Source organism: Mycobacterium sp. SMC-13, assembly GCF_045311035.1.
Taxonomy (GTDB): domain Bacteria; phylum Actinomycetota; class Actinomycetes; order Mycobacteriales; family Mycobacteriaceae; genus Mycobacterium.
Genome location: NZ_JBJIAI010000019.1, coordinates 1 through 22,085 on the forward strand (window position 1 = coordinate 1; position 22,085 = coordinate 22,085).

Genomic DNA, 22,085 nt, shown 5'->3' on the forward strand with positions numbered 1-22,085 from the left:
TCCTCGTCGTACTTCTTCGGCATGATGCGAACAACCTTCCCTCGAAAGAAGGTGTGCATCAAACTCGGGGCGGTTCACGTACCGCTACTAACAGACCGCCGAACCTGAGCTTGTGTGCGAAGAATCGCCGATTCGTGGCACACAAGCTCATGTTCGTCGACGCGAATGTTGGCCGTAGCCAACACTTTTTGCGATTAGGCGCCGTCCGCCGTAGTACATCGCCAGATAGCCGACGGGGAAGACGCCGACCGTCAGGATTGATATCAGAGCGAACTGGATGTACTGACCGGCCGTAATCGGGTTTCCGAGGAGTCGGTCGAGGTAGCCGAACCGCATGCCGACGAGGACCGTGCCTGCGACATAGGCGACCAATTTCCAATCGCGCACACCGTCGTCGATGAGGGCGAGCACCGGGTATATGAAAACCATCGCCACGACCACGAGCAGCCACCACGTCTTCGGCGTGCTGAGGTTCATGCCGTAGGGCTCGGGCTCGGCGCTGAATAGGGTTCGGGTCTTCCCTCCGACCTTGAGATACGGCGTCCGGACGTACGTGCACAACAGGATCAAGCACACGGAGAGGAGAAGCCCCTCGAGCGCTCCTGACCAGCCGCGCGGGATGCCGATGAGGGTTGCCGCCGCCGTGGTGATCGCCGCACCGGTCCAATAAATGCGGGCGGCCGTGGCTGGATCGTCACGGAACGCGGCGACGGCCATGGCGACAAGCCCGAGCAAGGCGATCCCGAAACCTGTTTCCCCCACGCCGACAGACTATGGCCGCGCCGACGGGCCGAAGTGGATTGCCGGCGACGCGGTACCGATAGCTTGATACTCGTGGTCGGTAAGGACGAAGCGGCGTTCAGCGGAGAAGGTTGGCGCGAGCTTGTGGGCCGCGTCCACGCCGAGCTCGACGAACTGGTGGCCGCCCGGGACCGCATGGAGCAACTGGTGCGGCTCATCGTGGACGTGGGCTCCGACCTGGATCTGGATGTGACACTGCGGCGGATCGTCAGTGCCGCCTTGGAACTCACCGAAGCGAAGTACGGGGCACTCGGGACCCGTGCCGCCGACGGAACCCTGGGCGTTTTCGTCGGCGCGGGCATCGACGCTGACACGGCGCGCGAGCTGGCCGATCTCCCTGTCGGTGAAGGTCTGCGTATCGACGATCTGCAAGCCCATCCGCTGGCTGCCCGGCTGCCGGCGCACGACCCGCCGATGCACGCACTGTTGGGACTGCCGATCCGCGTTCGGGACAGCGATTTCGGCAGCCTGTACCTGATCGACGACCGGCCTGACCGGGTGTTCGCGCCGTCCCAGGAGGCGGCCGTCCGCGCGCTGGCGATGGCCGCGGCAGCCGCTATCGACAACGCCAGGCTTTTCGAGCGGGAACGTGAATCCGCCAAATGGATGAAAGCCAGTCGCGAGATCACCGCCGCGCTGCTGTCCGGTAATCCGCAGACGAGGCCGCTGCAGCTCATCGTGAACCGCGCACTCGAGCTGGCCGACGCCGAGCAGGCGATCCTGCTGGTGCCGAACGAATCCGATCTCCCCACCAGCGGCGCCGACACCTTGGTCGTCGCCGCTACGGCGGGGCGGTACTCGTCGGAGGTGATCGGCCGGCAGGTCCCGATGGACGGCTCTACGACAGGAAGTGTTGCGCGTCGGGGGCTGCCGCTGATCACTGACTCATTCCAGTATCCGATCGAGGGGTTCACCGATGTCGGTGAACGGTCGGCGATCGTCATGCCGCTGATCGCCGACGATGCGGTGCTCGGAGTGATCGCGGTGGCACGCCGACCGCATCAGCCGGCATTCGACGAGGTTTACCTGGATCTGGTCAACGACTTTGCCCGCCACGCGGCCATCGCCCTCGCGCTGGCCGCCGGTCGCGAGCACGCGCTCAACCGAGAACTGGCGCAAGCGGACACCGTCGACGGAGCGCTGCTTGCCGCGGCGGAGGAACTGCGCCGGCTGTGGCGGGCACGTCGGGTGCTGACGGTGACCTTCCCGACTTACAGTTCGTCGGCGGGGACCGCCTACGGTGAGCCGCACATCTTGGCGGCCGGTGACTCCACCCGGTGGTCAGACCTGCCAACTGAAACCCGTCAGATTCTCGTGTCACTGCGCGACGGGGATTTCTTGACGCCGAACGCTGCGCTGCCGGGTTCGGCAGGTATCGCGTTGCAGCACCCCGACGGGGTGCTTGTCGTCTGGATCGAGCTCAGTGAAGAGCGACCGTTCACGCTCGAGGACCAGACCCTGTTGACGGTGCGTGCGGGGCGCCTGGGCCAAGGTTTGCAGCGCGTGCATCGAGTCGATCAACAACGCGAAACGGCGTTGGCGCTGCAGCATGCCATTCTCGGACCCGCTGATCTGCCAAAGGGTTTCGCGGTCCGCTATCAGGCGGCGAGCCGGCCGCTGCAAGTGGGCGGTGATTGGTACGACGTCTTCAGGCTCGATGACGGACGCATTGCGATGGTGGTGGGTGACTGTGTCGGTCATGGTTTGGCCGCCGCCACGGTGATGGGACAGATTCGCAGTGCCTGCCGCGCACTGCTGTTCGAGAATCCCAGCCCCGCTGTCGCGTTGGCGGGCCTGGACCGCTTCGCGGCTCGACTGCCCGGTGCCCAGTGCACGACAGCGGTGTGCGCGGTGCTCAACCCGGATACCGGGGAGTTGGTCTATTCCAGTGCCGGGCATCCGCCGCCCGTGTTGATCGAGCCCGATGGTGCGCAGCGAACACTCGATGGCGGCCACACCATCGCGCTCGGGCTCCGGCACAACTGGCAGCGTCCCGAAGCGACGATCACTGTGCCGGCGAGGGCCACCCTGGCGTTCTACACCGATGGGCTGGTCGAACGTCGCAATCATCCTTTGGAGCACGGGATTTGCACTGTTGGTGGCCTCATTCGCGACGCCCAAGGGTCCACGCTGGACGATTTGGCAGACCACGTGATGGCCAACCTCGCGCCGCCCGACGGTTATCAGGATGACGTCGTTCTCCTGCTCTACCGCCAGCCGGCCGCCCTGGAACTGGAGTTCCCGGCCGATGCTGCCCATCTGGCCGAAGCTCGTACCACCTTGCGCGACTGGCTCTCTCGAGCCGGGATAGACGCCCAGCAGGCCATGAACGTGCTCGTCGCTGCCGGGGAAGCCATCACCAACGGCATCGAGCACGGGTATTGCCGCGGTTCCGACGGCACGATTCGACTGTCCGCAACGGCGTCGGCCGATCAGGTTCAGGTCGCCGTCGCCGACAGCGGACGGTGGAAGTCCGCGCCGGCTGCGGTAGGTACCAATCGCGGTCGGGGCATCGCACTCATGCGCGAGCTCATGGACGACCTTGTCATCACCCGCAACACTGCCGGAACGACAGTGCACCTGACCATGAGGATCACTTGATGTCCACGGCGCTCACGCTGACCAGCACACGCAGCAATGACGGGACATCCGTTCTGGCTGTGGCCGGAGAAATCGACATGAGCAATGTCGGGGCGTTCGACGACGGTCTCACGGCCGCCATCGCGGACTGCGACGGCGGCCGGCGGTTGACCGTCGACCTCAGCGCCGTGCAGTACCTGGACAGCACGGCCATATCCGCGTTGTTCAGCCGCGCCGACCGCATCGAGATCATCGCCCACCCCCATCTGATGGGCGTGTTCCGGGTCAGTGGCCTCACCGAACTGGTTTCGGTCGAGCCCGCGTCGTCGGCGACGGAGTCCGCACGGGACTAACCCGGTGCCTCGAGGTGCCAAAGCAGGAGCACCCGGGTTCCGGTCGGGGTGGCCGTGATCTCGGCGCGGTCGGTGAGCGCATGAATCAGGGGAATGCCGCGCCCGTGGGCCGCGCCGCGCAGTTGTGGATCGGGAGCTCGCCAGGCGCCGTCGTCGCTCACCTCGACGGTCAGCGTCGCCAGGGCGGGGTCGTAGCCGGCGTGAACGTGCATGGCCCCGGGCGCGGGAGCGCCGCTGTACGCGGACTCGGCCGCGTTGGCCATCGCCTCGTAGACGGCCAGGAGGATGTCGTTCCTCTTGGTCGGGTCCAGGTCGAAGGTACGGGCCAGCCAGGCTGCGAATTCGTCGCGGAGCAGCGCGGCGTTGGCGGGGTCCGCGCCGATACCGGTCTTGGCGAAGCTGGTCGCCGGCTGCTGTGCATCGATCATGTCGGACTGGTCAGTACCCACTGGCGCAAGGCTTTATGTCGCTACAGCCGCGAGAGCTTCGTCGCGGGTGGCGAAAAGCTCGACGATCTCGGCAATTCCGACGAGCTCGAGGGGGCGGCGGGTGGCGGGGCCGTCCGCAACCAGCACGAACCGGATACCGGGCGCCAGTTCTTCGTTGGCGGCCGCCAGCGCTCCCATGCCGGCGGAGGCCAGGAAACCCACCTCGGTCAAGTCGACAAGGAGGGCGGCGGGGCTGTCGTCCTGGGCTGCAGATCGGATCGCTGCGGCAAGCTGCGGTGCGGTGAGCATGTCGACGGTTCCCGTCACCGCCACCACGGCGACCTGCCCGCTGCGATGGTGCTCGATGGTGCATGCCGGCGGCGCCAGGTCGCCCGGGTTGTCGCCCGCTGGACTCGATTGACCGGTCATTTCTCCTCCCGAGGGGTCAACGCCTTCAGTGGCAGCGGACAAGATGATATCGACCGCGGGCGGGGTCGCGTATAGACCGTGTTCGCCGTCTACGCTCCCACGAGGGGCGGGCGAGCCCGCGAATCGAGCCGCCAGCAGGGCGGATATCGACCTAACAAGCGCTTGGTTGCTATGCTGTCCCGATGGTGTCTGAATTGCCCAGCCCACAGGCCAGCAGGCGCGACGAGCTTCTCGAGCTCGCCGCGGCGATGTTCGCCGAGCGCGGGCTCAAGGCCACCACGGTGCGCGACATCGCGGACTCCGCGGGCATCTTGTCCGGCAGTCTCTATCACCACTTCAAATCCAAGGAACAGATGGTCGAGGAGATCCTCCGCGACTTCCTCGACTGGCTGTTCGAGAAGTACCAGCAGATCATCACGACCGAGTCTGATCCCATGGAGCGGCTCAAGGGACTGTTCATGGCGTCCTTCGACGCCATCGAGCACCGGCACGCGCAGGTTGTGATCTACCAGGACGAGGCCAAGCGGCTCGGCTCGCTGCCGCAGTTCGGCTTCGTCGACGAACGCAACCGCGAGCAGCGCAAGATGTGGATCGAGATCCTCAACGAGGGTGTGCAGCAAGGGGTTTTTCGCTCCGATCTCGATGTGGACCTGGTCTACCGGTTCATCCGTGACACCACCTGGGTGTCGGTGCGCTGGTATCAGACCGGCGGTCCGCTGACCGCGCAGCAGGTTGGCGCGCAGTACCTCGCGATCGTCCTCGGGGGAATCACCACACCTGCCAAAAGCATTGCAAGCACATAAGTTTCAGTAACAACAAGGGAGATGAGAAATGGCCGCATCTGAGGCGTACGTCATCGACGCTGTGCGCACCGCCGTCGGCAAGAAGGGTGGTGGCCTCTCCGGTTACCACCCGATCGATCTCGGCGTGGAGGTGTACCGCGGGATCTTCGCGCGCAACGACGTCGACCCCGCCGCGTTCGACGACGTCATCGTGGGCTGCGTCGACGCCATCGGTGGGCAGGCCGGCAACATCGGCCGCCTGACCTGGCTCGCCGCCGGCTACGACGAGGGCGTGCCCGGCACCACCGTCGACCGGCAGTGTGGTTCCTCGCAGCAGGCCATTTCCTTTGGCGCGCAGGCCATCATGTCCGGCACCGCCGACCTGATCCTGGCCGCCGGCATCCAGAACATGAGCCAGATTCCGATCAGCTCGGCGATGATCGTCGGTGAGCAGTTCGGCTTCACCTCGCCGACCAACGAGTCGAAGCGCTGGGTGGAACGCTATGGCGACCAGGAGATTTCGCAGTTCCGTGGCGCCGAGATGATCGCCGAGCAGGGGGACATCTCCCGCGAAGACATGGAAGAGTTCGCATTCAACAGCCACCAGCGGGCGTTCACCGCGATCCGTGAGGGCCGCTTCGACAACGAGATCATCCCGGTCGACGGCTTCAAGGTCGACGAGGGCCCGCGCGAGAGCACCCGCGAGAAGCTGGCCTCGCTGAAGGTCCTGGTCGAGGGCGGCCGGCTGACCGCCGCGCTGGCCAGCCAGATTTCGGATGGCGCGTCGGCAACGCTGCTGGCCTCCGAGGCGGCGGTCAAGGCACACGGCCTCAAGCCGCGGGCCCGCATCCACCACATCAGCTGCCGCGGCGACGACCCGGTGAAGATGCTGACCGGCCCGATCCCCGCGACCAAGTACGCGCTGGAGAAGACCGGCCTGACCATGGACGACATCGACGTCGTCGAGATCAACGAGGCGTTCGCATCCGTCGTACTGGCGTGGGCCAAGGAGCTCGACGTCGACCTGGCGAAGGTGAACCCCAACGGCGGCGGCATCGCGCTGGGCCACCCGCTCGGCGCCACCGGCGCCAAGCTGTTCGCCACCATGCTCAACGAACTGGAGCGCACGGGCGGCCGCTACGGCCTGCAGACGATGTGCGAGGGCGGCGGCACCGCAAACGTCACCATCATCGAGCGCCTCTGATATCACGCACGACGAAACTGCCCCTTTCCTCCGGGAGAGGGGCAGTTTTGTGTCTGTCCGGGTTTACCGGTTCGAATGAACGGGCATTCGGCAATCATGTTGAGGTCCATCGTCGTCGTGTCCGTGGCAGCAGCTGCTCTCGGTGCAAGCGCCTGTTCGGACGAGTCGCCACCGCCGTCGCAGCCCACCTCCAGCACGAGCACGACGGTGACTTCGACGGAGATCATCCCGGGAGTTCCGGTCGGTCCGTCGACGCCGCCGACGACCCCGTCGACGCGGGCCAGCACCAGCACCGTCACCGTCACGGTGCCGCCGCCCAGCGTGACGATCCCGAATCCACCGCCGGTGCCGGCTGTGCCCGGACCCATGGGCCCCGGGCGGTAGGGAACTACGTGGGTCGGTGACCCAGTAGCGCGCCGATGGCCTGCTCGGCCTTGCCGACCTCCAGCGGTTCGCCGGTGATGATGTCGGCGTAGAGGAACGACTCCACGATGCGGACGATGAGGAACGCGAGGTCGCGCGGGGGCAGCGGCGGGTCCAGATGACCCGTCGCGATCTCGTCGTTGAGTAGCTCTTCGATCGCGGCGACGAGGCGGCCCTGCAACGTCCCGGCGCGGGTGGCCAGAATCCGCAGGGCGCGTTCGGGTTCGCGCCGCAGGAACGCCTGGAAGAAGCCGGCTTCATCGATCACGGTGGCGAAGTGGCCGACGGCCCGCGCGATGTGCGCGGCGCCGTGCCCGGGTGCCGCGTCGATAGACGCCTGGAGTGTGGGCTCGGCCAGCGACCACAGGATTTCCGCGATCAGTTCGTCGCGCCCGCCGACCCAGCGGAACAGTGTGGCCCGGTTGATGCCGAGTTCGGTTGCCAGTTCCTGCATTTCGATGCGGCGACCCTCGATGAACCAGCGGCGCGCGATGCGGAACGCCTCGAGTGGGTCGGGGCGCCGGTCTGTCGACGCGAGCATGCGACCCAACGGTGTCTCGCTGATGGCACACCTCCTGTTCATCTCGCCGTCTCCGCATCATGGTAGCGGCTGATGTCTGAGTGATATATATCTCGATCAGTCTCGTCTGTGCAACGTATCTGGATATGATGCACGCGTGACCCAGAGCGACGCAGCTTCGATCCTTGATCTCTTCCGTCTCGATGGCCGCGTCGCGGTCGTCACCGGCGCCTCGAGCGGCCTCGGCGTCGGATTCGCGCAGGCATTGGCGCAGGCCGGCGCCGACGTCGTGCTCGGTGCGCGCCGCGAAGACCGGCTGGCGGAGACCAAGGCGCTGGTGGAAGCCGCTGGTCGCCGGGCCGTCGCCGTGCGCACCGACGTCACCAATCCGGACGACTGCAAGGCCCTCGTACAAGCCGCGGTCGATTCCTTCGGACGGGTCGACGTTCTGGTGAACAATGCGGGAGTGGGCACGGCCGTCCCGGCGACGCGCGAAACGCCCGAGCAGTTCCGGTCCGTCATCGACCTGAACCTGAACGGGTGTTACTGGATGGCGCAAGCGTGTGCCGCCCACATGCAGCCCGGCAGCTCGATCATCAACGTCAGCAGCATTCTCGGCCTGACCACCGCGGGCCTCCCGCAGGCGGCCTACGCGTCATCGAAGGCGGGCCTGATCGGCCTGACGCGCGACCTCGCCCAGCAGTGGACGGGCCGCAAGGGTATCCGCGTCAACGCCCTGGCGCCGGGATTCTTCGCCTCCGAGATGACCGATCAGTATGCGGACGGCTACTTCGAAACCACCGTCCTGCCCCGGACCCTGGCCGGAAGGCTCGGGCGCACAGAGGAACTCAGCGCCGCACTGATCTTCCTGGCCAGCGACGCCAGCAGCTACGTCACCGGTATCACCCTGCCCGTCGAGGGTGGCTTGCTCACCAGCTGAGCTGGAAACCCAACAAGGAGAAGAACACTCGTGAAGCAGCTCAGCGGCATGGACGCCACCTTCCTCTACCTGGAGACGCCGACGACGTTCGGTCACGTCACCGGGCTGATGATCTTCGAGCGGCCCAGCGAGGAGTTCGACCCCTACGCGGCCGTGCACGCCAAGTACGCGTCGCTCATCGGTGAGCTCGAACCACTGCGGCGGCGACTGGTCGAGGTGCCGCTGGGTCTCGACCATCCCTACTGGGTGGACGACCCGAACTTCGATCTGGACTTCCACATCCGCGAAATCCATTTGGCCCGACCGGGAATGGTCGATCAGCTGGCCGACCAGGTGTCGCGCATCGTCGGCCGCCCGATGGACCGGAGCCGGCCGCTGTGGGAGGTCTACGTCATCGATGGCCTGGACGACGGGAACTGGGCGATGCTGACGAAGTATCACCACGCCACCATCGACGGCGCCGCCGGGCAGTTGATGCTCAACATCCTGACCGACACCGATCCGAACGCCACGCCGCCCGCTCCCGGCCGGGCGTGGGAAGCCGAGCCGCTACCCAGCGATATCGATCTGCTCCGCCGCGCCGTCATCAACCTGGCGGGCCATCCGGTCAAGGCATTGCGGTTCCAGACCCGGCTGGTCGGCCAGCTCGCCGACGCGGCCGGCATCGACAGCATCGGCAGCGCCGCCAGCAAGGCCGGTTCGGCCATCAAAGCCATTGCGCGCCTTGGCAAAGAAGACGGCCCGAAGATTCCGCTACCCACCTCGGCGGCGCCGCCGACGCCGTGGAACAAGCCCATCACCGGTCACCGCCGCTTCGCCATGCGCACCGCATCGCTGGAGAACGTCAAACAACTCAAGACCGCGACCGGCGGCACGGTCAATGACATCGTGATGGCGATCTGCGCCGGCGGCCTGCGCAGCTACCTGCAGGCCCACGACGCGCTGCCCGACGGCCCGCTGCGCGCCATGGTGCCGGTGTCGATCCGTACCGGCGACGAGGAGGACCCGTGGACCAACCGGGTGTCCGCGATCTTCCCCGAACTGCCGACCGACTGCGCGGACCCGCTCGAGCGCGTGGCCCGCTGCCGCGAGGCCATGCTCGACGCCAAGCGTCTGCTGGACCTGGTGCCCGCCAGCCAACTCGGCGACATGGCGCAGGTGTCGGCTCCGGTGCTGTCGACGTCCGCCATGCGGCTGGCGTCCCGCTTCGGGCTGGCGCACCGGATCGCGGCCACGCCCTTCAACCTGGTGATCTCGAACGTGCCCGGTCCGCGCAAGCCGCTGTACTTCGCAGGCGCGCAGTTGGTCCATCAGTTCCCGGTGTCGATCGTCACCGAAGGACAGGGACTGAACATCACCGTGGTGAGCTATCTGGACCGGCTGGACTTCGGCTTCATCGTCGACCGCGAGCTGGTGCCCGACGTGTGGGACCTGGCCGACATGCACATCGATGAGATCGGCCGGCTGATGGCGGCCAGTGGCGCCGAATGGGTGCAGGAGCCGCAACCCCCGGCGCCGCGGCGTGGACCGGTCCGCATCGTGCAACCCGGTGACGCCTACTGACGGGCTCTAGTGTTCAGGGCATGAGTGGATCGGACGACCACAGCTTCCTCACGGTGGTCGTCGCACTCGGTGCCAACGCCCTGATCGCGGTGGCCAAGACCGTCGCCGCCGTCGTCACGGGCAGCGCGTCGATGCTCGCCGAGTCCGCGCATTCCTGGGCGGACACCGGTAACGAGGTGTTTCTGCTCATCGGCACCCGCCAGTCGGACAAGCCGGCCGATGCCCAACATCGGCTGGGTTACGGCCGCGCGGGCTACATCTGGTCGATGTTCGCGGCCTTCGGCCTGTTCACCGTCGGCGCCGTGGTGTCGATCTGGCACGGCATCCAGTCCCTCAAAGGCGAAGCCGAGGCGACGTCCTACGGCTGGGCCTATGCGGTGCTCGCGGTTTCGTTCGTGTTGGAGGGATCGTCTTTCCTGCAGGCGTTTTCGCAGACGAAGTCCGGAGCTCTCGAACGGCGGATCCATCCGCTGCGCTATATCCGCGTCACGTCGAACCCCATGCTGCGGGCGGTCTTCGCCGAGGACCTCTCGGCCCTCATCGGCATCGTGATCGCGACGTGCGGCATCCTGGCGCACCAACTCACCGGCAACGCGGTCTGGGACGCCATCGGCTCGATCCTGGTCGGTCTGCTGCTCGGGGGCGTGGCGCTGTTCCTCATCGAGCGCAACATGGATTTCCTGACGGGGGAGACGGTCACGCCGCTTGCGCGCAACAACGCGCTGCTGGCCCTGCTGGACCATCACGACATCGAGCGGGTCAGCTATCTGCACATGGAATGGGTTGGGGCGAACCGGATCTACCTCGTCGCCGCCGTCGACCTCGTCGGTGACGCGGCCGAATCGAACGTCGCCGCACGGCTCAACGCCATCGCCGACGCGTTGGCCGCGCGCCCCGAGATCGTGCGGGCCGTGCTGACGCTGACCCGGCCGGGGGACACCACCGATCTGCGGCCCAGCGAGCTTCCCGGGTGGTATCGCTAGTCGGGCTTCATCGGCGCGCGGTGCGCCGTCGCGACCAATGCTCGCGCCAGCACCGAACCGGGTTCGGCAGCGCTGGTGACCAGCGCGACCGTCGCCGTCACCTGAGGTTCCTCCAGCGGCACCACTCGCACGCCGTCCGGCGGGCGCAACGTGTGCAGCCAGGTCTGGGGGACGATGCTCGCCCAGCGGCCACCGCTGACCTGCGCCAGCAGGGACACCACCGAGTCGGCTTCGAGCCGCGGTGTGGCCGTCAGGCTGTGCGCCGCCAGGACATCGTCGAGCAGCTGCCGGCCCCGCATCCCCGTGTTCAGCAGGCACAGCGGGAGTTCCAGGGCGTCGGACCAGGTCAGCGGATTCGGCTGGCTGGCAAGCAGTTCGGCGCCCGCGATCAGCACCTGCCGTTCTTCGTAGAGCGGTGTGACGGTCAGGCCTGTGGTGTCGACGCCGTCGGGGTAGATGATGCCCGCGTCGAGTTCGAAGCGGCGGATGCGCTCGACGATGCCCGCCGAGCGCAGGCTGCTCTCCAATTGCACTCGTACCAAGGGGTGTTCGAGGCAGAACGGATCGGTCAGCAGGGCCACCGTGCCCGACGCGGCCGGGATGACGCCGAGCCGCAGCTCGCCCGTCAGACCCGTCTGCAACGCGGTGACCTCGTGGATGAGGGCATCGTGATCGGCCAGGATCCGGCGCGCCCACAACACCAGCCGTTCACCTTCGGGCGTGAGGCCCTCGAAGCTCTGCCCGCGCCGCACCAGTGGGACCTTGAGTTCGTTCTCGAGCTTGCGGATGGCCTCGGACAATGCCGGCTGCGAGACGTAGCAGGCGGCAGCGGCGCGCGCGAAGTGCTTCTCGCGGGCGAGCGCCACGAAGTATTCGAGCTGGCGAAACAGCATGGACTATTCGACCACGGTCGATAGGCGATGCCTATCAGGCTCACGGAAATTGCCCTTGGACTCAGGCGTCGGTTTCCGAGCAGACTTATCGCATGACCGACCGGAGCATTGAGCAGCGAGTCGATACCGAGGGACACGGCGAGCCCGAGTTCCATCCCTACCACCATCCCGCGGCCGGCTGGGGCGCGGCGATCAGCGTCACGAAGTTCCTGGCCCGCGAGCGCGAACCCATCAGCGGACCGCACGCGATCATGAAGATGAACCACGAGGACGGTGGCTTCGACTGCCCGGGCTGCGCCTGGCCCGACGACATGAAGGGCCTCAAGCTCGACATCTGCGAGAACGGCATCAAGCACGTCACGTGGGAGATGACGCACAAGCGCTGCGGGCCGGAGTTCTTTGCCCAGCACACGGTTTCGGAACTGGCGGGGTGGAGTGACTTCGCGCTCGAAGACACCGGCCGACTCACCGAACCGATGGTGTACGACGCCGAGACCGACCGCTACAAGCCCATCAGCTGGCGCGACGCCTTCGACCTCGTCGGCCGGGCGCTGGCGGAACTCGACGACCCGAACCAGGCGTCGTACTACACGTCGGGCCGGCTCGGTAACGAGGCGACGTTCCTCTATCAACTGATGGCCCGCGAGCTGGGCACCAACAATCTGCCCGACTGCTCCAACATGTGCCACGAGGCCAGTGGCCGCGCCATGCAGGCGGCCCTCGGCACCGGCAAGGGCACCGTCGACCTCGAGGACTGGGAGACCGCCGACGCGCTGTTCGTCATCGGCGTCAACGCCGCCTCCAATGCGCCCCGCATGCTCACCGCGCTGTCGGAGGCCTATCGCCGCGGCGCGCAGATCGTGCACATCAACCCGCTGGTCGAGGCCGGCGCCACCAAGACCATCATCCCGCATGACTTCCTGCGGATGGCGACCTTCAAGTCCACCAAGACGAGCACGCTGAACCTGCAGCCCCGGATCGGCGGCGACATGGCCCTCATCCGTGGCATCGCCAAAGCTGTTCTGGAACAAGCAGAAACGGATCCGAAGGCGCTCGACATCGAGTTCATCGAGCGGTACACCACCGGGTTCGAGGCCTATCGGGCCGCGGTCGAGGCGACGTCGTGGGACGAGATCGTCTACAAGTCCGGGGTGTCGCAGCGCGATATCCGCAGGGCCGCCAAGATTTACCGCGACGCGGACCGCAGCATCATCAGCTGGTGCCTCGGCGTCACCCAGCACGAACACGGCGTCGACAGCGTCCGGGAAATCGTGAATCTGCTTCTGCTGCGAGGCAATCTGGGCCGTGAGGGCGCCGGACCGTCGCCGGTGCGCGGGCACAGCAACGTGCAGGGCAACCGCACGTGCGGTATCGACCACCGGCCGACCGAGGAGTTCCTGGACCGGCTGGCCGAGGTCTGCGGCATCGACCCGCCCCGTGCGCACGGGCTCGACACCGTCCACACCATCGAGGGCATGCACAGCGGTGACGTCAAGGTGTTCATCGGTATGGGCGGCAATTTCGCCAGTGCCGCACCGGATACCGCGTACACCTTCGAGGGCCTGCAGAAGTGCGACCTCACCGTCCAGGTCAGCACCAAACTCAACCGCAGCCACGTGATTCACGGCCGTCAGGCCCTGATCCTGCCGTGCCTCGGCCGCACCGAGAAGGACCAGCAGAAGGAGGGCATCCAGTCCACGTCGGTCGAGGACTCGATGAGCATGGTGCACCTGTCGGTCGGCATGAAGAAGCCGGCGTCACCGCACCTGCTGTCCGAGCCGGCGATCATCGCCGGTATCGCCGCGGCCGCGCTGCCGAACAGCCAGACGCCGTGGCACTGGTACGTCGAGGACTACGACCGCATCCGCGACACGATGGCCAAGGTGCTCAACGGTTTCGAGGACTTCAACCGCCGGGTCCGGTTGCCGCTCGGCTTCCGGATCAAGCAGCCCGCACGGGAACTGATCTTCCTGACGCCGTCGGGCCGCGCGGAGTTCTCGGCCGTCGAGCTGCCCGACGACACTGTCAGCGAAGGCACGCTCATCCTGGCGACGCTGCGCTCGCACGACCAGTGGAACACCACCGTGTACTCCGACAACGACCGGTACCGCGGCATCAAGAACCTGCGCACGCTCATCTTCATGAACGAGCGCGACATGGCCGACCGCGGCATCAAGGAGTTCGACGACGTCGACATCGTCGCCACCGCGCGCGACGGCAGCGTCCGCTCACTGCGCCGCTACAAGGCCGTGCCCTACGGCATCCCGCGCGGCAACGCGGCCGGCTACATGCCGGAGATGAATGTGCTCTGTGCCATCGGCGATTTCAGCTCGCAGAGCGACCAGCCCATCATGAAGAACGTCAAGGTGACGGTGACGAAGTCTGCCTAGTCGAACCTGAGCTTGTGTGCCAGATTCCCCGCGGGACTGGCACACAAGCTCAGGTTCGCGCTACTCGCGGGCACCCGGCAACAGCATCGCCACCGCGATCGCGGCGGTGACGCCGATGATCGTGTCGATGCCACGAGCGGTCAGCAACACCAGCGGTTCGGTGGGCGCGGCAAGGTCGGTCATCAGCATGATCAGCGGCGTGAAGAAGCCCAGCGCGACCGCGTGGTGGTGCGCCATGAACAGTTCGGTTGGGAACAACAGGACCATGACGCAGATCGCCAGCACATACTCGCTGGGCCCCGGCACGAGCAGTGCGGCCGCCACGGCCAGGCCGATGAAAGTGCCACCCAGGCGGTGGATTCCGCGCCTGATGCGACCACTGGCGTCGGCGGCCGCCAACGGTCCGGCCGCGGCCGCGATGGCCCAGTTGGCGTGGTCGACGCCCAGCGCCAGGCCGGCGGTACCGGCGGCGGTGATGGCGAGCGCGTAGCGGCCGGAGTGGATCAGCACATCGCGCCGGTTCGGCAGGGAAAGCCGGGCGGGTGGCGTCACGGCTCGCGGCGCGTCGAGTACACCCAGCAGGACGCACAACAAAGCCGTTGCGGCACAGAGCAATATCGCCGACGAAGGCGCGACGCGGCCCGCGGGCACCGTGGCAATGGCACCCAGCGCGAAGACACCGTAGAACGGCCCCTCTGGCTTGAGCGCGAGGTAGTCGGTCACCACCGAGCCGATGGATGCGAATGCCACGGCGGCGATGACCAGGACCGCCGGTGGCACATGGGAATTGGCGAGTGCCACGCCGATGGCCACGCCGAGGACCAGGATCACGCCACCCTGGGTCTGATGCGCGAACCGCCGGCCGCGACTTTCCGTGCGGCCGTACATGCCGGTGATCGCACCGAACACCGCGTAGATGATCAGGTCGGGGCGTCCCGCGGCCAGCAGCGCGACACCCGGGATGGCCAACCCGAGCGCGACCCGTAACGCGGGCCGGTGGTCTTCCGTCGGTGGGGTCATGGCCCGGCGCACGCGCAGGTAGACGGTGCGCATGGGCCCACTCCGATCGATGACGATGTCAGCCCCAATAAGGTTTCCGCAGCGGGGAACGGCCGTCAAAGTGGAAGTTCCGAGCACGTGATCGGCGGCGCCTATCGAGGACGCCGCCGCACTGCGTCAGCCCAGCACAGGGAAGCTGCGGCGCTTGGCCAGCCGGTCCATGCCGGACTGGATGGCGAACTGCACCTCGTCGTACACCTTGTCGACGTAGGCGGCATCGTTCGCGCGCTCCGGGTCGGTGTCGACGTAGATGGGGTCGAGCAGCTCGGTGCGGATTTTCGCGGGCAGCGGCAGGTGCATCGGCAGCACCTCGACGGCCAGCGGGAACGGGAAGCCGGCGATGATCGGCATGTTGGCGCCGCGCAACCGCTTTCCGAGGCCGCTCCACTTGGCCAGGAACTTGCCTTCGTTCAGCACGAAGACGGTGTCGTGCCCACCGATGGTGGCCACGGGGACGATCGGCACACCGGACCGGATCGCCTGCTTCACAAAGCCTTTGCGGCCGGCAAGGATCGCCTTGTCGCGGTCGCGCCAGGCGCGCATCGCGTCGAGCTCACCGCCCGGCCACACCACGACGTCGCGGCCCGCAGCCAGCGCGTTGGTCACCCCGTCGCGCGACGCGGGTATGACGCCGACGGCACGGAAGTAGTCACCGAGGCCGGGGGCACCCATCAGCACGTCGTGCGCGGTGCCGTGCAGGATGCGCTGCCCGTCGAAATGCCGGTACCAGGAGTGCACCAGGGTCCAGGCGTCCATGGTCAGGGAGCCGCCGGAGTGGATGCCGATCAGCAGCGACGGCTCGTAGGGCACCTTGTGCCAGCCGTCGATCTCGAGCCGGAAGTAGTGGTCGCACAGGAAGTTCCAGATCGGGTTCTGGACGTACCGCATGAACGTCGGGTTGGGGACGGCGGGCGGGGCGGCGGTCAGCGTGGTCATGAGTCCTCGTTTGCGGGGTCTGGCCGTCCGCGGCGCCTACCGATCGCGCGGACTATGGCGTTGATCGCGGCAAGGGTCAGAACGGGGAGCAAGGTGACGACGATGTAGGCCACACCACCGATGGCAGTCATTCGACCGGTTACCTCTCTGGTGCGGTTTGTCGAGCCTGTTATAGCAGGTAGGAACCTTGCCGCTGGGGTCGATGGCTACGCTACGGAGCTCGGGGAGGGGTTTCGACATCCCCGGCAGCCGAAGATTCGGCACGGATCCGGCGATATGTTGTCGCGAGAAGCCAACGTCCACGGCCCGGGTTGACAGGCCGGGCGAATGTTGCTGCTCGCGTTGATCGTGCGCCCAGGATCCTCGCTACTCGAACTTTGTCTGCGTGAGCGCACGCTCGACGCCACTAGGCATTTGCTTGTCGAGTGCCGAGCAGGCAGAGGCTCGCGACTGTGCCGCCAGCGCGTCTCAAGAGTGGACCTGACGATCTGTACGCACCCTCGACGCGAACCTCGCTGCCGCGCACAGGCGTAAGCCCCCAAATCCACAAAGATCTGGGGGCTTACGACTGGTCGTGCAGTAGTTAGACGATGTAGCTCGTCGCAGCCTGCAGGTGGGCGATGGCCTCGTCGGCGATCCGCGGCACCAGCTCGGCGCACGACGGCAGACTGTCGATGATGCCGGCCACCTGGCCCGAGGCCAGCACGCCCGCCTCGGTGTTGCCTTCCACCAGACCGGCTTTCAGCAGCATCGGGGTGTTGGCGGCCATGACGACCTGTGACCAGGTCAGGTCCTTGCCGTGGCGCATGGCCAGGCCGTCCTTGATCATCGACCGCCAGGTCATGCCCGACATCTTCTTGAACTTCTGCGCGTTGCCGACTGCGGCGACGAAACCGCGCACCGGAGAACCACTTTCGAGCTTCTCGACCAGACCCGTGCGCAGCACCCGGTGCGGCATGCCGTCGACGCGGGTCGACACCACGGTGCCGTCCAGTGCGGCTTCCAGGTAGCGCTGCTTGACGGCGTCCGGCACGGTCGAGTCCGAGGTCAGCAGGAACCGCGTGCCCATCGCGACGCCGGCGGCGCCGTAGGACAGCGCGGCCGCCAGGCCACGACCGTCGAAGAAACCGCCCGCGGCGATCACCGGCATACCGGTGTCCTTGACGGCGTCGAGCACCGACGGCAGCAGCAGCGTGGTGGCGATCGGGCCGGTGTGGCCACCGCCTTCGCCGCCCTGCACGATCACCGCGTCGGCACCCCAGCTCGCCACCTTCTTGGCGTGCTTGGCCAGGCCGACCGACGGGATCACCACGACGCCCGCATCTTTCAGCTTGGCGATCAGCTCGGGCTTGGGGGCCAGGGCGAAGGAGGCGACTTTGACTCCTTCGCGGATCAGGAGGTCGCAGCGGGCATCCGCATCGCCGGCGTCGGCACGCATGTTGATGCCGAAGGGCTTGTCGGTGGCCGCCCTGACCTTGGTGACGGCGGTCTGCAGCTCTTCCAGCGTCATCGTCGCCGACGCCAGAATGCCGAGCCCGCCGGCGTTGGAGGTGGCCGCGACCAGTCGCGCGCCGGCCACCCAGCCCATGCCGGTCTGCACGACCGGGTACTCGATGCCGACCAGTTCGGTCAGCGGTGTCCTGAGCTTGCCCATGACTTAGGCCTTGACCTCTTTGTCCCGCAACGACTTCGGGTCGATGACCTCACGCAGCAGCTGCAGTTCCTCGGCGGTCGGCAGGCGGGTCTCGCCGGCGGCGTCGAGGCCGTGCACCTCGAACGAGGTGTTGTCGGCGACCTCGTCGGCCGTCACACCCGGGTGCAGCGACACGGCGCGCATCTGGTGCTCGGGTCCGTTGAAGTCGAACACACCCAGGTTGGAGACCACCTGGTATACGTTCAGGAAGCGGTATGCCGGGTTGGCCGGATCGACCTTGTCCCAGCCGATTCCGGAGACGATGTCGACGGACTCGGCGAACACGCGCTTGGTGTGGTTACCCACGAAGTAGCTCGTGGCGTGGTTGATGCTGTTGCCGGGCGCGCCGCGGACACCGAACATCTGGCGCGTCGGCTGCTGGATCGGGCCGAAGGCCGACAGGTTCTGGTTGCCGTAGCGGTCGATCTGGTTGGCGCCCATGACCACATGGCGACGGCCCCAGGCCAGCGTCTCGAAGACGCGGTTGAACGGCATCCAGCCCTCGACGGCGAACGGGGCGCCGATCGCCGGGGTGTCGGCCAGCATGCGGGCCTCACCGTCGGTGATCACGATGTCGGGGGAGAAGGTCAGCCGGGCCAGGCGGGCGCCGATCTGCACGACGGTCGTCATGGGACTGGCCATGATTTCCCCTGCGTCACGGAACAATTCGGCACAGGCGACGGCACAGACCTCGGCGCGGGTTGCGTCACTCACTTGGCGGCCTCCTTCTGGGCTGCTTGGGCCTCGGCGAACTTACGGACCGCGGCCTGGTAGTCGGCCTCGGTTCCGGACAGGTAGGTCTTCACGAACTCGGCCCACGTCTCGTCCGAGCCGGCGGCCTCGGCGTAGTGGCGCTGGAACTTCTCGTCGCGCCGGTAGTCGGGCTCGTTGGTGGTGAAGTGGGCGCCATTGGGGGCCTCGACCACGGTGTCGACCATCATGCGGTTGATGATCTGCTGCTGCGGCACAACCGATTTCACCAGTTCTTCGGTGGAGACGATCTTCTCGACCGACAGGTGGCGGCGCTTGGCCGACATCAGGAACAGGTCGTCGAAGTAGGGATCGATGCCGGTGTAGGCGGCATTGCCCTTCACGTCACCGAGGTTCATGTGCACGAAGGCGGCGTCGAGGTTCAGCGCCGGCATGGCGATGAGTTCCTCGTGGGCACCGTCGGTCTCGTACGGCGAGGTGACGGTCTTGAGTTCGTCACCCCAGAAGGCGCGGACGTCGCTGCCCAGGCCGGCACGGATCGGCAGGAACGGAAGACGTTGTGCGGCAGCCTGCAGGCCACAGCGCAGCATGCCCTCGTCCATCTCGCGGGCCTCGATGGCGCCTTCGGTGCGGCGGCGCGCGAACCACGGGTCATAGAACGGCGGCGAGTCCAGCGACACGAAGCCGTAGTAGACGCGCTTGACCTTGCCTGCGGCACAGAGCAATCCGAGATCCGGGCCGCCGTAGGTGACGACGGTCAGGTCGGTCACGTCGGTGCGCAGCAGCGCCCGCACGAACGCCATCGGCTTGCGGCGCGAACCCCAGCCACCGATGCCGATGGTCATGCCGCTTTCGATCTCGGCTACGGCCGCATCGAGAGTTGTTGTCTTGTCTGCCATATTATTTCGACCCCTTGTTGGTCCCCGCGAACTCGTCGCGGTGCTCGTCGGACACGCCGGACAGATTCAGTTCGAAGGTGAAGCCCTGCTCCATGCGGTAGCGCGCGTTGACGGGCTGCACGTCGATGAAGTTCAGTGCCTCCTTGGCGGCGCGGATGACGCGGGTGTCCTTGCTCGCGATGTCGCGGGCGACGCGCAGCGCGGCCTCGTCGAGTTCTTCGCGCGGGACGACCTCGTGCACCGAACCGAAGTGCTGCAGCGTCGAGGCGGGCACGGTCGCGGCGGTGAAGAACAGCCGGCGCATCATGTGCTGGGGGACCAGGCGCGACAGGTGGGTCGCCGCGCCCAGGGCGCCGCGCTCGACCTCGGGGAGACCGAACTTCGCATCGTCGGACGCGACGATGACGTCGGCGTTGCCGACCAGGCCGATGCCGCCACCGACGCAGAAGCCGTTGACGGCCGCGACGACCGGGACCTGGCATTCGTACACCGCGCGGAACGCCTCGTAGCAGCCGCGGTTGGCGTCGATCAGCGCGCCGAAGCCCTCGGTGTTCTGCATTTCCTTGATGTCGACGCCGGCGTTGAAGCCGCGCCCCTCGGCCCGCAGGATCACCACGTGGGTGCTCTTGTCGCGCCCGGCGGCGGTGATCTGGTCGGCCAGCTCGAACCAACCGGCCGACGGGATGGCGTTGACCGGGGGGTAGTTCACGGTGACCGAGACGATGCCCGGTTCGACTGTCTTGGTGGTGATGGTCATCAGTCACTTCCTGGGGGACGGGTACCTAAGCAAGCACTTGCTTGGTACGCTAGCACAGTGACTGCTGGAATCAATCTGCAATTGGCCGGTCGCGTGGTGCTGGTCACCGGCGGTGTGCGCGGCGTCGGCGCCGGCATCAGCGCGGTGTTCGCCGAGCAGGGCGCCACCGTGATCACCTGCGCGCGGCGCGAGGTCGAGGGCTTGCCCTACGAGTTCCACGCCTGCGACGTTCGTGACGACGCGGCGGTCAAGGCCATGATCGACGCCATCGTCGCCAAGCACGGCCGGCTGGACGTCGTCGTCAACAACGCCGGTGGCTCGCCGTTCGCGCTGGCCGCCGACGCGTCGGCCAAGTTCAGCACCAAGATCATCGAGCTCAACCTGATTGCGCCGCTGCTGGTTTCGACGCACGCCAACGCGGTGATGCAGCAGCAGGACGCCGGCGGCGTGATCGTCAACATCTCCAGCGTCAGCGCCCACCGACCAACTCCGGGCACCGGTGCGTACGGTGCCGCCAAGGCCGGCATCGACAGCCTGACCACGACGCTCGCCGTCGAATGGTCGCCCAAGGTCCGGGTGAATTCCGTCATCGTCGGCATGGTCGAGACCGAGCAGTCCGAGCTGTTCTACGGCGACGCCGAGTCGGTCGCCGCCGTGGCCGCGACGGTGCCGCTGAAGCGGCTGGCCAAGCCCACCGACATCGGCTGGGCCGCAGCATTTTTGGCCTCCGAGGCCGCGTCGTACGTCAGCGGCGCGTCCCTGCAGGTCCACGGCGGCGGCGAGCCGCCGCACTACCTCGAAGCGTCAAGCGCCAACAAGTAAAGGGAGAGATCAAATGGGATTGCTCGACGGCCGCGTGGTCATCGTGACGGGTGCCGGTGGCGGAATCGGGCGTGAGCACGCGCTCGCGTTCGCCGCGGAAGGTGCCCGCGTCGTGGTCAACGACATCGGTGTCGGCCTGGATGGTTCGCCCGCCGGTGGCGGCAGCGCCGCACAGAACGTGGTCGACGAGATCGTCGCCGCCGGCGGCGAGGCCGTCGCCAACGGCTCGAACGTCGCGAACTGGGCGGAGGCCGAGGCCCTGATCCAGCAGGCCGTCGACACGTACGGCACGCTCGATGTGCTGGTGAACAACGCCGGCATCGTCCGCGACCGCATGCTCGCCAACGCCACCGAAGACGAATTCGACGCCGTCACCGCGGTGCACCTCAAGGGGCATTTCGCCACCATGAAGCACGCCGCCGCGTACTGGCGGGCCAAGTCCAAGGCCGGCGAGACCGTCGATGCCCGCATCATCAACACCAGCTCGGGCGCCGGCCTGCAGGGCAGCGTCGGCCAGGCCACCTACAGCGCCTCCAAGGCCGGCATCGCGGCACTCACGCTGGTCGCCGCGACCGAGATGGGTCGCTACGGCGTCACCGCCAACGCCATCGCGCCGTCGGCCCGGACCCGCATGACCGAGACGGTCTTCGCCGACATGATGGCCACTCAGGACCAGGCCTTCGATGCCATGGCGCCCGAAAACATCTCGCCCTTGGTGGTGTGGCTGGGCAGTGTCGAGTCGCGTGACGTCACGGGCAAGGTGTTCGAGCTCGAAGGCGGCAAGATTCGCATCGCCGAGGGCTGGGCGCACGGCCCTGAGATCGACAAGGGTGCCAAGTGGGACCCGGCCGAGCTGGGCCCCGTCGTCGCGGATCTGCTGGCCAAGGCACGTCCCGCGGTGCCGGTCTACGGCTCGTAA

The 22,085-nt window shown here is 67.0% G+C and carries 22 protein-coding genes; 10 read left to right on the plus strand and 12 right to left on the minus strand.

Features of this window, described 5'->3' with window-relative positions; all coding sequences use genetic code 11:
• Window positions 1-147: 147 nt before the first annotated feature.
• Window positions 148-717 (minus strand): hypothetical protein, encoded by a 570-nt coding sequence (locus tag ACJH6I_RS23235; RefSeq protein ID WP_346416074.1) that lies wholly within the window; start codon window positions 715-717, stop codon window positions 148-150.
• Between the two features lie 219 nt (window positions 718-936).
• On the opposite strand from ACJH6I_RS23235, the gene ACJH6I_RS23240 reads away from it, so the two are divergent.
• Both ACJH6I_RS23240 and ACJH6I_RS23245 read left to right on the plus strand, forming a co-directional pair.
• On the plus strand, window positions 937-3,402 hold the full coding sequence (locus ACJH6I_RS23240; protein WP_226522273.1) for a SpoIIE family protein phosphatase: 2,466 nt from the start codon (window positions 937-939) through the stop codon (window positions 3,400-3,402).
• Window positions 3,402-3,734: an STAS domain-containing protein gene (locus ACJH6I_RS23245; protein WP_226519815.1), complete on the plus strand. Its 333-nt coding sequence runs from the start codon at window positions 3,402-3,404 to the stop codon at window positions 3,732-3,734. The genes ACJH6I_RS23240 and ACJH6I_RS23245 overlap by 1 nt, the downstream gene beginning before the upstream one ends.
• On the opposite strand, the gene ACJH6I_RS23250 is transcribed toward ACJH6I_RS23245, so the two are convergent.
• The gene (locus ACJH6I_RS23250) at window positions 3,731-4,183 is read right to left on the minus strand and encodes an ATP-binding protein (protein ID WP_406784557.1); all 453 of its coding nucleotides are present in this window, start codon (window positions 4,181-4,183) and stop codon (window positions 3,731-3,733) included. The two genes, ACJH6I_RS23245 and ACJH6I_RS23250, sit on opposite strands and share 4 nt — an antisense overlap.
• A gap of 12 nt (window positions 4,184-4,195) precedes the next feature.
• Window positions 4,196-4,591 carry an STAS domain-containing protein gene (locus tag ACJH6I_RS23255; protein WP_226519814.1) on the minus strand — a complete coding sequence of 132 codons (396 nt, stop codon included), beginning with the start codon at window positions 4,589-4,591 and terminating at the stop codon, window positions 4,196-4,198.
• A gap of 182 nt (window positions 4,592-4,773) precedes the next feature.
• Between ACJH6I_RS23255 and kstR2 the strand changes: the two genes are divergently transcribed.
• Together kstR2 and ACJH6I_RS23265 are read left to right on the plus strand one after the other, a co-directional pair.
• The gene (kstR2, locus tag ACJH6I_RS23260; RefSeq protein ID WP_226519813.1) at window positions 4,774-5,394 is read left to right on the plus strand and encodes a TetR family transcriptional regulator KstR2; all 621 of its coding nucleotides are present in this window, start codon (window positions 4,774-4,776) and stop codon (window positions 5,392-5,394) included.
• 28 nt (window positions 5,395-5,422) lie between these two features.
• Window positions 5,423-6,577, plus strand: coding sequence for an acetyl-CoA C-acetyltransferase (locus ACJH6I_RS23265; RefSeq protein WP_406784558.1), 1,155 nt, complete (start codon window positions 5,423-5,425; stop codon window positions 6,575-6,577).
• 2 nt (window positions 6,578-6,579) lie between these two features.
• Here the strand turns inward: ACJH6I_RS23265 and ACJH6I_RS23270 are convergent, their stop codons facing one another.
• Both ACJH6I_RS23270 and ACJH6I_RS23275 read right to left on the minus strand, forming a co-directional pair.
• Entirely contained in the window at window positions 6,580-6,945 is a 366-nt protein-coding gene (locus ACJH6I_RS23270; protein WP_226519811.1) for a hypothetical protein, read from the minus strand.
• 20 nt (window positions 6,946-6,965) lie between these two features.
• Window positions 6,966-7,541: a QsdR family transcriptional regulator gene (locus ACJH6I_RS23275; RefSeq protein WP_226519810.1), complete on the minus strand. Its 576-nt coding sequence runs from the start codon at window positions 7,539-7,541 to the stop codon at window positions 6,966-6,968.
• Window positions 7,542-7,677: 136 nt separating this feature from the next.
• Here ACJH6I_RS23275 and ACJH6I_RS23280 point away from each other — a divergent pair, with 136 nt between their 5' ends.
• The 3 genes from ACJH6I_RS23280 to ACJH6I_RS23290 are packed head-to-tail and all read left to right on the plus strand — an operon-like array spanning window position 7,678 to window position 11,006.
• Window positions 7,678-8,460, plus strand: coding sequence for an SDR family NAD(P)-dependent oxidoreductase (locus ACJH6I_RS23280; protein ID WP_226519809.1), 783 nt, complete (start codon window positions 7,678-7,680; stop codon window positions 8,458-8,460).
• 30 nt (window positions 8,461-8,490) lie between these two features.
• Window positions 8,491-10,023: a WS/DGAT/MGAT family O-acyltransferase gene (locus ACJH6I_RS23285; RefSeq protein WP_406784559.1), complete on the plus strand. Its 1,533-nt coding sequence runs from the start codon at window positions 8,491-8,493 to the stop codon at window positions 10,021-10,023.
• A 20-nt stretch (window positions 10,024-10,043) separates the two neighbouring features.
• Window positions 10,044-11,006, plus strand: coding sequence for a cation transporter (locus ACJH6I_RS23290; protein ID WP_318985437.1), 963 nt, complete (start codon window positions 10,044-10,046; stop codon window positions 11,004-11,006).
• Here ACJH6I_RS23290 and ACJH6I_RS23295 read toward each other — a convergent pair.
• A complete protein-coding gene (locus ACJH6I_RS23295; RefSeq protein WP_318985438.1) occupies window positions 11,003-11,899 on the minus strand; it encodes a LysR family transcriptional regulator in 897 nt (298 codons plus the stop codon). The two genes, ACJH6I_RS23290 and ACJH6I_RS23295, sit on opposite strands and share 4 nt — an antisense overlap.
• A gap of 92 nt (window positions 11,900-11,991) precedes the next feature.
• On the opposite strand from ACJH6I_RS23295, the gene ACJH6I_RS23300 reads away from it, so the two are divergent.
• On the plus strand, window positions 11,992-14,289 hold the full coding sequence (locus ACJH6I_RS23300) for an FdhF/YdeP family oxidoreductase (protein WP_212807233.1): 2,298 nt from the start codon (window positions 11,992-11,994) through the stop codon (window positions 14,287-14,289).
• Window positions 14,290-14,349: 60 nt separating this feature from the next.
• On the opposite strand, the gene ACJH6I_RS23305 is transcribed toward ACJH6I_RS23300, so the two are convergent.
• The 6 genes from ACJH6I_RS23305 to echA20 form a co-directional block, all read right to left on the minus strand.
• Window positions 14,350-15,342 carry an FUSC family protein gene (locus ACJH6I_RS23305; RefSeq protein WP_318985439.1) on the minus strand — a complete coding sequence of 331 codons (993 nt, stop codon included), beginning with the start codon at window positions 15,340-15,342 and terminating at the stop codon, window positions 14,350-14,352.
• A 123-nt stretch (window positions 15,343-15,465) separates the two neighbouring features.
• Window positions 15,466-16,284 (minus strand): lysophospholipid acyltransferase family protein, encoded by an 819-nt coding sequence (locus ACJH6I_RS23310; protein ID WP_318985440.1) that lies wholly within the window; start codon window positions 16,282-16,284, stop codon window positions 15,466-15,468.
• Window positions 16,285-16,867: 583 nt separating this feature from the next.
• Window positions 16,868-17,938, minus strand: a complete 1,071-nt coding sequence (gene ipdC, locus ACJH6I_RS23315; protein ID WP_226519804.1) for a (3aS,4S,5R,7aS)-5-hydroxy-7a-methyl-1-oxo-octahydro-1H-indene-4-carboxyl-CoA dehydrogenase — start codon at window positions 17,936-17,938, stop codon at window positions 16,868-16,870.
• Between the two features lie 3 nt (window positions 17,939-17,941).
• A complete protein-coding gene (gene ipdB / locus ACJH6I_RS23320) occupies window positions 17,942-18,691 on the minus strand; it encodes a cholesterol ring-cleaving hydrolase subunit IpdB (protein ID WP_212807229.1) in 750 nt (249 codons plus the stop codon).
• The gene (ipdA, locus tag ACJH6I_RS23325) at window positions 18,688-19,587 is read right to left on the minus strand and encodes a cholesterol ring-cleaving hydrolase subunit IpdA (RefSeq protein WP_212807228.1); all 900 of its coding nucleotides are present in this window, start codon (window positions 19,585-19,587) and stop codon (window positions 18,688-18,690) included. Before ipdA ends, ipdB begins: the two co-directional genes overlap by 4 nt.
• A gap of 1 nt (window position 19,588) precedes the next feature.
• Entirely contained in the window at window positions 19,589-20,344 is a 756-nt protein-coding gene (gene echA20, locus ACJH6I_RS23330) for a (7aS)-7a-methyl-1,5-dioxo-2,3,5,6,7,7a-hexahydro-1H-indene-carboxyl-CoA hydrolase (protein ID WP_212807227.1), read from the minus strand.
• A 57-nt stretch (window positions 20,345-20,401) separates the two neighbouring features.
• Between echA20 and ACJH6I_RS23335 the strand changes: the two genes are divergently transcribed.
• Together ACJH6I_RS23335 and ACJH6I_RS23340 are read left to right on the plus strand one after the other, a co-directional pair.
• Window positions 20,402-21,166: an SDR family oxidoreductase gene (locus tag ACJH6I_RS23335; RefSeq protein WP_226519803.1), complete on the plus strand. Its 765-nt coding sequence runs from the start codon at window positions 20,402-20,404 to the stop codon at window positions 21,164-21,166.
• Between the two features lie 13 nt (window positions 21,167-21,179).
• Window positions 21,180-22,085 (plus strand): SDR family oxidoreductase, encoded by a 906-nt coding sequence (locus ACJH6I_RS23340; protein WP_318985441.1) that lies wholly within the window; start codon window positions 21,180-21,182, stop codon window positions 22,083-22,085.

What these genes read in the sequence shown, in the direction of transcription:
- ACJH6I_RS23305 (WP_318985439.1), bottom strand. Translation starts at nt 15,342, where the DNA reads ATGCGCACCGTCTACCTGCGCGTGCGCCGGGCCATGACCCCACCGACG.
- ACJH6I_RS23265 (WP_406784558.1), top strand. Translation starts at nt 5,423, where the DNA reads ATGGCCGCATCTGAGGCGTACGTCATCGACGCTGTGCGCACCGCCGTC.
- ipdC (WP_226519804.1), bottom strand. Translation starts at nt 17,938, where the DNA reads ATGGGCAAGCTCAGGACACCGCTGACCGAACTGGTCGGCATCGAGTAC.
- ACJH6I_RS23255 (WP_226519814.1), bottom strand. Translation starts at nt 4,591, where the DNA reads ATGACCGGTCAATCGAGTCCAGCGGGCGACAACCCGGGCGACCTGGCG.
- ACJH6I_RS23270 (WP_226519811.1), bottom strand. Translation starts at nt 6,945, where the DNA reads ATGGGTCCGGGCACAGCCGGCACCGGCGGTGGATTCGGGATCGTCACG.
- ACJH6I_RS23295 (WP_318985438.1), bottom strand. Translation starts at nt 11,899, where the DNA reads ATGCTGTTTCGCCAGCTCGAATACTTCGTGGCGCTCGCCCGCGAGAAG.
- ipdA (WP_212807228.1), bottom strand. Translation starts at nt 19,587, where the DNA reads ATGGCAGACAAGACAACAACTCTCGATGCGGCCGTAGCCGAGATCGAA.
- ACJH6I_RS23290 (WP_318985437.1), top strand. Translation starts at nt 10,044, where the DNA reads ATGAGTGGATCGGACGACCACAGCTTCCTCACGGTGGTCGTCGCACTC.
- ACJH6I_RS23235 (WP_346416074.1), bottom strand. Translation starts at nt 717, where the DNA reads ATGGCCGTCGCCGCGTTCCGTGACGATCCAGCCACGGCCGCCCGCATT.
- ACJH6I_RS23240 (WP_226522273.1), top strand. Translation starts at nt 937, where the DNA reads ATGGAGCAACTGGTGCGGCTCATCGTGGACGTGGGCTCCGACCTGGAT.
- echA20 (WP_212807227.1), bottom strand. Translation starts at nt 20,344, where the DNA reads ATGACCATCACCACCAAGACAGTCGAACCGGGCATCGTCTCGGTCACC.
- ACJH6I_RS23275 (WP_226519810.1), bottom strand. Translation starts at nt 7,541, where the DNA reads ATGCTCGCGTCGACAGACCGGCGCCCCGACCCACTCGAGGCGTTCCGC.
- ACJH6I_RS23340 (WP_318985441.1), top strand. Translation starts at nt 21,180, where the DNA reads ATGGGATTGCTCGACGGCCGCGTGGTCATCGTGACGGGTGCCGGTGGC.
- ACJH6I_RS23245 (WP_226519815.1), top strand. Translation starts at nt 3,402, where the DNA reads ATGTCCACGGCGCTCACGCTGACCAGCACACGCAGCAATGACGGGACA.
- kstR2 (WP_226519813.1), top strand. Translation starts at nt 4,774, where the DNA reads ATGGTGTCTGAATTGCCCAGCCCACAGGCCAGCAGGCGCGACGAGCTT.
- ACJH6I_RS23310 (WP_318985440.1), bottom strand. Translation starts at nt 16,284, where the DNA reads ATGACCACGCTGACCGCCGCCCCGCCCGCCGTCCCCAACCCGACGTTC.
- ACJH6I_RS23300 (WP_212807233.1), top strand. Translation starts at nt 11,992, where the DNA reads ATGACCGACCGGAGCATTGAGCAGCGAGTCGATACCGAGGGACACGGC.